Below are 7,171 nucleotides of genomic sequence, written 5' to 3'. Positions count from 1 at the left end.
CCCCCCCCCCCCCCCCCCCCCCCCCCCCCCCCCCCCCCCCCCCCCCCCCCCCCCCCCCCCCCCCCCCCCCCCCCCCCCCCCCCCCCCCCCCCCGCTTCTGCGTTTCCGTACGCCCGCTGCGCCGACCTTGGTGATCGGGAGGTGCGGATCTAGCTCAGGGCGTCGGCCAGGGCGGGCAGGTAGCCGTACCGGTAGCCGTTGCCGGTGGGGTGGAAGGAGTTGGTCGGCGGCACGATGACCAGCCCGTGGATCCAGGCCTGCGGTGCGCAGGCGCCGTGCCCGGCGAACTCGTCCTCGACGTTCACGAACTCGAAGCCGGCCGCCTCGGCCCGCTGCTCGATCAGGTCGTTGAGTGCGGCGTTGCCACCGTTGAGGGCCTGCCGCTTGGGAATGCTCATGCCGGCGAAACCGCAGCTGGGCGCGGTCTCATCGAAGAGGATCGGATAACCCAGCACGAGTACGCGGGCATTCGGGGCCCGCCGGGCGATGGCGCTGTAGGTGGCGTCCAGCTTGGCCGGCAGCTCCTGGGTGATCGTTTCGTGAGCGTCCGCGACGACGGCCCGGCAGCCCGCGTCGGTGAGCAGCGTGCAGCTGATCACCACCGGCGCGAAGCCCGCGTCGTTGCCGCCGATCGTGACGGTGACCAGGTCGGTGCGGCGGCTCAGCGCCCAGAGCTGGGTCGCGCGCAGGGTTTCGGTGGTGGCGCCGCCGCAGGCCACCGTGCGGTAGGAGGCGGGGTCGTTGGCGGTGGCCCAGAGGCCGGTGTAGCTGTTCGGGCTCTGCAGGCAGAGACCACCGGCACCGGACGCGCCGACACCCGAGGAGTAGGAGTCGCCGAGAGCGACGTAATCCCACTCGGATGCCGACGCGGCCGCCGCTGGGGATGCGGTGAGGACGGTGAGGGCGGTGGACAGGAGAAGGCTGGCGAGCACGGTGGAACGTCGCATGGAGTGGCCTCCGTTAGGGGAGTGGAGGCCGAAGCGCTTCGGTTACCGAAGAGTAAGTCAAGGGTTTGTAGAAAGAAACATAGTGATTTTCGTGTTACTTTGTAGTAACATCTATCGATGCGTGAACGCTCGATCACCATCCGCCACTCAGCCCATCCACAGGGTTTCTCCAGGCGACGGCGTTAGCGTCGGGGCATGGAAGAGCAACGCGCGAACCGGATCGTCACGACGCTGCGGGCCCGCAATGTGTTCGCGCACGTCAAGCTGCCGCACGCCGGCATCACGCAGTACGGCATCCGGGTCGTGCTGCCGGACGGCCGCGAGGCGATCTGGGACAACGACGGCACCGCCGGGCTCGAGGCGCAGGTGATGCGCGACGGCGTCCTGGTCGGCTTCGTCCCGTCGATTCCGGGCTCGGAGAACTTCGGCGAGGCGGAGATCGCCGACGCGATCGCCACCGCCGACTACGACCAGCCGATCGGCCGCTCGCGTCCCCGGCCGCCCACGGCGGTGCGTCAGACCGGTTCGGTGCCCCCGCCGATGACCTTCGGCCAGCGGTTGCGCGGGACCTTCCGGACCTGAGCGGGCGTGCTCAGGGCGTACCGCCGAATCTCTCGGTCTTGACCTTTTTGGGGTCGTGACCGAGCGCCACGAGCATGTCCGCCGCGGCCTCGACGAACGTGGTCGGGCCGCAGACGAAACAATCCGGCTGGAAATCGGCCGGCCAGCCGTGCGTGTTGACGGTCGCGACGCTGATCCGGTGCGGCGGCTCGGGCCAGTCCGGCGGCGTCTCGCGGGTGTAGACGATGTGCACGTCCAGGCCCGGATCGTCGCGCACCCGGCGGGCGAGTTCGGCGGCATAGAGCGCGTCGGCCGGGGTGCGGACCGAATAGATCAGGCGGAACGGCTGCCGGCCCTTGGCCAGGGCGCGCGCCCGGATCATCGCCATCAGCGGCACCAGCCCGGAACCGCCCGCCAGCAGCACCACCGGCGCCGTCGAGGCCGACCGCCAGACGAACCAGCCGCCGATCGGGCCGCGCAGCTCGAGCTGATCGCCCGGATGCACGCCCTCGGTGAGATAGGACGAGACCTCGCCGTCGTCGATCCGCTGCACGGTGAGCTCGACGTGCGCGTCCACGGTCCACGCCGAGCCCATCGAGTAGCTGCGCTCGGCCTGGTAGCCGTCCGGCGCGGTGAGCCGGATGTCGACGTGCTGACCGGGCAGGTGACCGGGCCAGTCCGGGATGTCCAGCACCAGCGTGGTGGCCGTCGGTGTTTCAGTCTCCACTGAAACGACCGTGGCGACCCGCCAGTTCAGTCGCCCTGGTATCGCTGCTCGCGCCATGGGTCCCCGTACATGTGGTAGCCGGCCTCTTCCCAGAAACCCGGCGCGTCCTCGGTGAGCATCTCCAGCCCGTTGACCCACTTCGCGGACTTCCAGAAATAGAGATGCGGGATCAGCAGCCGGGCCGGGCCGCCGTGCTCGGGCGCCAGCGGCTCGCCGTCGAACCGGTACGCGATCCAGGCCTGCCCGTTGAGCAGATCCTCCATCGGCACGTTCGTGGTGTAGCCGCCGTAGCCGTGCACCATCACGAAGTCGGCGGCCGTCTCCACATCCGCCAGCAGCGTGTCCAGCGAGACGCCGTGCCAGGTGGTGCCCAGCTTGGACCACTTCGTGACGCAGTGGATGTCGACCGTGACGTCCTCGGCCGGCAGCTTGGTGAACTCGTCCCAGTTCCACTGCTGCTTGCCGCCCGCCTCGGTGGTGACGGTGAGCCGCCACCGGTCGAGCGGGATGCGCGGCGTCGGCCCGGCGGACAGCACCGGGAAGTCGTGCGTCAGGTATTGCCCAGGCGGCAGGTCGGGTCGTGACGACCGCCGCCGGCCGCCGAAGCCCGTCGAGATGATGCTCATGGAAGTCGAGTAAACACCGTCAAGGTTTCCGATCCCAGACCTGCTGAACCTCGGCCAGTGCCTCGGCCGCCTGCTTGCGGCCCGCTTCCGCGGCCGCGACGCGGCGGTCCGGGCTGAGCGGGTTCTTCCCGATCGCGATGAGGGCCTCCGCGCCGGGCACGACAACCGCGTGCGGCGCGCCCAGAGCAGCCGCCTGTGCCGCCGGCCGGCCGCTCTTGCGCAGTGACGTGTTCCCGGGCGCCAGCACCACGACGCTGCCATAGCCGCCGGCCAGGTCGACGTTGGCGATCGAGCGGACACCGCCGTCGATGTAACGCTTGCCGGCCACCGTCATCGGCGGCCAGACGATCGGCACCGCGCAGCTGGCCGCCACCGCGTCGAGCAGCGGCACCCCGCTGTCGTTGTCGAAGACCACCACCCGGCCGGTCTCCGCCTCGACGGCCGGCACCCGCAGCCGGGTGGCCGGCCATTCGTCGCCCGGCACCCGGGCCGCGATCGCCGCCCGCCGCTCGGACTCCGGCACGGTCCTCGCCTTCAGCGCGGCCCGGCCCAGCCAGCGGCGTCCGCGCCGGCCGTCGCCGGGCAGCAGCGCGGAGAACGCGAAGCGCAGCAGCACGCCGGCGCCGATTGTCGCATTGCGGTCGCCGGTGGTGTCGGCGAGCTCGCGGGCATAGAGCTCGTCGTGCGGGGTGCCCGAGGTGATCTGGGCGGCCACCACGGAACCGGCCGAGGTGCCGACGAACAGGTCCGCCTCGGACAGGTCGACGCCCAGCTCGGCGAGCCCGTGGATCATGCCGATCTCCCAGGCGACGCCGGTGACGCCACCGCCGCCCAGCACGACCGCGCGGCCGTTGTCATTCGCCATGGGGGGATCCAAGCACACCTACCAGCCGAGGGCGCGCTCGCCGAGGCGCTGTTCGTACCAGTCGGTTATCGCGTCCATTGTGTCCTTGTCGAGCGGGCCCTTGGCCGCGGCTGCCAGGTTCGCGTCGAGGTGATCTTGGGTGCGAGTGCCGGGGATGATCGTCGACACCGATGGCAGGGCCAGCAGGAAGCGCAGGGCGCCTTCGGCCGGCCCGACACCCTCCGGCAGCAGCTTGCGGAACTCGTCGACCAGCGCCGCGCGCAGTGCCACGTCGGCCGGTGACCAGCGCGCCCGCACGTCGGTGAAGACGGAGTCCGCGTGGTAGTTGCCGGACAGCCAGCCCGACTCCAGCGGCACCTTGGCGATCACCGCCCCGCGCAGCGCCGGCCGCGGCTCCTGATAGAGCGCCGACAGCCGCACCTCGAGCGCCTGCGACTCGCTGTGCGCCAGCACCGTCCCGATCTCGTGGGCCTGGTCGACCGACGCGCCGTACGCGCGGATCAGCCCCTGGGACCGCAGATCCGCCAGCGTCGCATAGTGCTCGTCGCTGTCGATCACGCCCGGCGGCGGGTTGTGCAGCAGCACGACGTCGAGGTGCTCGACGCCCAGCCGCCCGGCGCTGCCCCGGATCGAGGCCTCGATCGCACTCGACGACCAGTCGGTGCCGCCGTCCGGCTTGTGCCCGACCTTGGTGCACAACACGTACGCGTCCCGCGGCACCCCGGCCAGCGCGGCGCCGACGTTCAGCTCGCTCTGCCCGCCGGCGTAGCCCGGCGCGGTGTCGATGAAGTTGACTCCCGCGTCGAGCGCCGCCCGGACGATGCGCGCCGCCTCATCCGGCTCCGGGCCGGTCGGCCACTCGGCGGACCGGCCCAGCTGCCACGCGCCCAGCCCGATCGCGCTGACCTCGAGGCCGGTGTCTCCGAAGGAACGCTTGTCAATCATGGCCAATACGGTAGATCTACATCTGGACGATGTTGCTGGTGGACCCCACCATCAGGGCCACGTCCGGCACGACCACCCGGTATCGGTAGCCGGCCTTCACCTTGGTCAGGGTCGACTTGGCGCCCGCCTTGAAGGTGCGGTCGGTCGCCCAGCTGACTCCGTCCGCCGAGCGCTGCAACTCGCCGACCTGCTTGGCCGCGCCATTCAGCGTCACCTCCAGCGAGGTCTTCTTCACCGCCAGCGTCACCGCGGACTTGACGGTGTAGGAGTAGGTGTCCGACTCGCCGGTCGCCGAGCTCTTCTTGGTCGCCGGCACCACCAGGCGCACCGTGTAGGGGAAGGTGACCTTGCGGCTCAGCGTGACCGTGCCGGCCGCCGAGGTGGTGGCGTTCTTGCATTTCTCGGCGCCGCCCTTGTCGGCGACGCAGAGCTGCACGGTGCGTTTGGCGGCGACGGCGCCGCCGATGGTGACGCGGAAGGTGGTCTGCACGGCGGTGCCGGAGAGCACCTGCCGCGAGGACGCGTCCGAGGTGACCGTGGCGCCCGGCGCGGCGGGCGGTGCCGGCGTGGTCGGGGCCGGGGTGGTCGGTGCCGGCGTGGTCGGGGCCGGGGTGGTCGGGGCCGGGGTGGTCGGCGCCGGGGTGACCGGGTCCGGGCCGACGGAGGCCAGGGCTGCGACGGCGTCGATCCGGCCGTAGCCGTAGTCGGTGTCCTTGCCGGCGCTGCCCAGGTCCACCGCGGTGGACGCCATCGCCTGCTCGACCTGGTCCGGCGTCAGGCTGGGCTTCTCGGCGAGCAGGAGCGCGGCCAGCGCGGCCACGTGCGGCGCCGCCATCGAGGTGCCGTTGTAGTAGGAGTACCCGTTGTTCGGAACCGTGCTCAGGATGCCGACCCCGGGGGCGGCGATGTCGACGTAGCTGCCGGCGTTCGAGAACGAGCCGTAGTGATCGGCGGAGTCGGTGGCGGCAACCGCGACCACGCCGGGATCCGCGGCCGGATAGCTGGTCGGGCTGCCGTTCGCGCGGTTGTTGCCGGCCGCGGCGATCACGACGACACCCTTGGAGCGGGCGTACGCGATCGCGTTCGTGACCGCCCCGCTCTGCCCACTCGAGCCGAGCGACATGTTGATCACGTTGGCGCCGTTGTCGGCCGCCCAGGCGATGCCCGTGGCGACGTCCGACATCACGCCGCCGCCGTTGTCGCCCAGCACCTTGACCGGCAGGATCTTCGCGTCCGGGGCGATGCCCGCGATCCCGGCGCCGTTGCCGGTGGCCGCCGCGATCGTGCCGGCCACGTGCGTGCCGTGCCCGAAGGTGTCCGAGCTGATCCCGGTCTGGCCGGTGATCATGTTCTTGCCGGACAGCACCTGTCCGGCCAGATCCGGGTGACCGGCGTCGACGCCGGTGTCGAGGACGGCGACGGTGACCCCGGACCCGGTCGAGGAGTTCCAGGCGTCCGGCACCCGGACCGTGGTCAGGTCCCACTGGTTGGCGCGCTGCGGGTCGGAGCCGGTCGGGGCGTCCAGCGCATGGACCGGCGCATCGAGCTCGACGGCGACCGCGCGGGGCGCGTCCTGAGCGTCCCGGACCAGCTCCTCGGCCTCGGCCCTGGTGGTGGCGGTGCGCTTGGTGGTCACCGGGCGGCCGGCCTGGTCGAGCGTGGTCCGCACCACGGTGACCGGCTTCGACTCGCTGACCGTGGCCGGGAGGATGGCGGCCGGCTCGGCGGTGAGGTTCAGGGCGACCGGCGCCCAGGCCGGGTCGGTGCCGATCAGCGGCGCGACGATGGCGGTGGCGGCGAGCGCGGTGGCTCCCACTGCTCCGAACGCGTGACGGCGTAGCTTGCGGCCCATACGTACCTCCCTGTCGATGACAGGAGCACGATCGACCGGGCCGGCCCGAACTGAAGGGGTCTTCCGATCGGATGCGCCACAGCTCGGCGGCCGGCCGCGGGGAGCGTTTAATGGTTTCAGCCCGTTATGTCCGTTCGGGTGGGACCATGAGGGCTCGGGGCCTGCCGCCGCGACGCCGCGGGGCGACCCAGTCGAGACCCGCAAAGGACGTGAGCATGACCGACCACGATGACGGCAACGACGACCTGGACACGGCCCGCCGATCCCGCCACCGCAAGCAGGCGATAGCCGGCGTCGTCGGTCTGGCGGCGGTCCTGGGCGGCGGCGCCTTCTTCGCCACGGAGGCCATGACGCGCGGCTCCGATTCCATCGCGCCCGAGCCCGGAGCGCTCGCGCCCGTGGCGCCCTCGGCGTCGTCCCCTTCGCCGGTGCCCTCGTCGCCGGCGACGTCGTCCCGGCCGCCGGCCGCCGAGGTGTCCCGGACGCCGTCGCGATCCGCGTCGGCCGAGCCCGACACGGCGGCCGAGCGGATCGGGGGGGGGGGGGGGGGGGGCGGGGGGGGGGGGGGGGGGGGGGGGAGGGGGGGGGGGGGGGGGGGGAGAGGGAGGGGAGAAGGGGGGAGAAGGAAGGGAGGGAGGGAGGGAGGGG

The 7,171-nt window shown here is 72.0% G+C and carries 7 protein-coding genes; 1 reads left to right on the top strand and 6 read right to left on the bottom strand.

All coding sequences use genetic code 11. The annotated features are described in order from the left end of the window. Positions 1-149 precede the first annotated feature (149 nt). A complete protein-coding gene (locus tag ACZ6TI_RS48060; protein ID WP_465352024.1) occupies positions 150-947 on the bottom strand; it encodes an SGNH/GDSL hydrolase family protein in 798 nt (265 codons plus the stop codon). A 195-nt stretch (positions 948-1,142) separates the two neighbouring features. On the opposite strand from ACZ6TI_RS48060, the gene ACZ6TI_RS48055 reads away from it, so the two are divergent. After that, positions 1,143-1,529 carry a hypothetical protein gene (locus ACZ6TI_RS48055; protein ID WP_465352023.1) on the top strand — a complete coding sequence of 129 codons (387 nt, stop codon included), beginning with the start codon at positions 1,143-1,145 and terminating at the stop codon, positions 1,527-1,529. A 10-nt stretch (positions 1,530-1,539) separates the two neighbouring features. Here the strand turns inward: ACZ6TI_RS48055 and ACZ6TI_RS48050 are convergent, their stop codons facing one another. The 5 genes from ACZ6TI_RS48050 to ACZ6TI_RS48030 are packed head-to-tail and all read right to left on the bottom strand — an operon-like array spanning position 1,540 to position 6,523. Beyond that, positions 1,540-2,292, bottom strand: a complete 753-nt coding sequence (locus ACZ6TI_RS48050) for a ferredoxin reductase (protein WP_465352022.1) — start codon at positions 2,290-2,292, stop codon at positions 1,540-1,542. Further along, positions 2,262-2,861 (bottom strand): sulfite oxidase-like oxidoreductase, encoded by a 600-nt coding sequence (locus ACZ6TI_RS48045; protein WP_465352021.1) that lies wholly within the window; start codon positions 2,859-2,861, stop codon positions 2,262-2,264. Before ACZ6TI_RS48045 ends, ACZ6TI_RS48050 begins: the two co-directional genes overlap by 31 nt. 19 nt (positions 2,862-2,880) lie before the next feature. Next, positions 2,881-3,726, bottom strand: a complete 846-nt coding sequence (locus tag ACZ6TI_RS48040; protein ID WP_465352020.1) for a patatin-like phospholipase family protein — start codon at positions 3,724-3,726, stop codon at positions 2,881-2,883. Between the two features lie 18 nt (positions 3,727-3,744). Continuing rightward, positions 3,745-4,671, bottom strand: coding sequence for an aldo/keto reductase (locus ACZ6TI_RS48035; protein ID WP_465352019.1), 927 nt, complete (start codon positions 4,669-4,671; stop codon positions 3,745-3,747). A 16-nt stretch (positions 4,672-4,687) separates the two neighbouring features. Further along, positions 4,688-6,523, bottom strand: a complete 1,836-nt coding sequence (locus ACZ6TI_RS48030) for a S8 family peptidase (protein WP_465352018.1) — start codon at positions 6,521-6,523, stop codon at positions 4,688-4,690. Positions 6,524-7,171: the final 648 nt, after the last annotated feature.

It is taken from the genome of Actinoplanes sp. NPDC051388, from assembly GCF_055586225.1.
This window is presented reverse-complemented; position numbering and strand designations above follow the sequence as displayed.

Coding starts and splice junctions, on each gene's coding strand:
- ACZ6TI_RS48060 (WP_465352024.1), bottom strand. CDS start 947: ATGCGACGTTCCACCGTGCTCGCCAGCCTTCTCCTGTCCACCGCCCTC.
- ACZ6TI_RS48055 (WP_465352023.1), top strand. CDS start 1,143: ATGGAAGAGCAACGCGCGAACCGGATCGTCACGACGCTGCGGGCCCGC.
- ACZ6TI_RS48050 (WP_465352022.1), bottom strand. CDS start 2,292: ATGGCGCGAGCAGCGATACCAGGGCGACTGAACTGGCGGGTCGCCACG.
- ACZ6TI_RS48045 (WP_465352021.1), bottom strand. CDS start 2,861: ATGAGCATCATCTCGACGGGCTTCGGCGGCCGGCGGCGGTCGTCACGA.
- ACZ6TI_RS48040 (WP_465352020.1), bottom strand. CDS start 3,726: ATGGCGAATGACAACGGCCGCGCGGTCGTGCTGGGCGGCGGTGGCGTC.
- ACZ6TI_RS48035 (WP_465352019.1), bottom strand. CDS start 4,671: ATGATTGACAAGCGTTCCTTCGGAGACACCGGCCTCGAGGTCAGCGCG.
- ACZ6TI_RS48030 (WP_465352018.1), bottom strand. CDS start 6,523: ATGGGCCGCAAGCTACGCCGTCACGCGTTCGGAGCAGTGGGAGCCACC.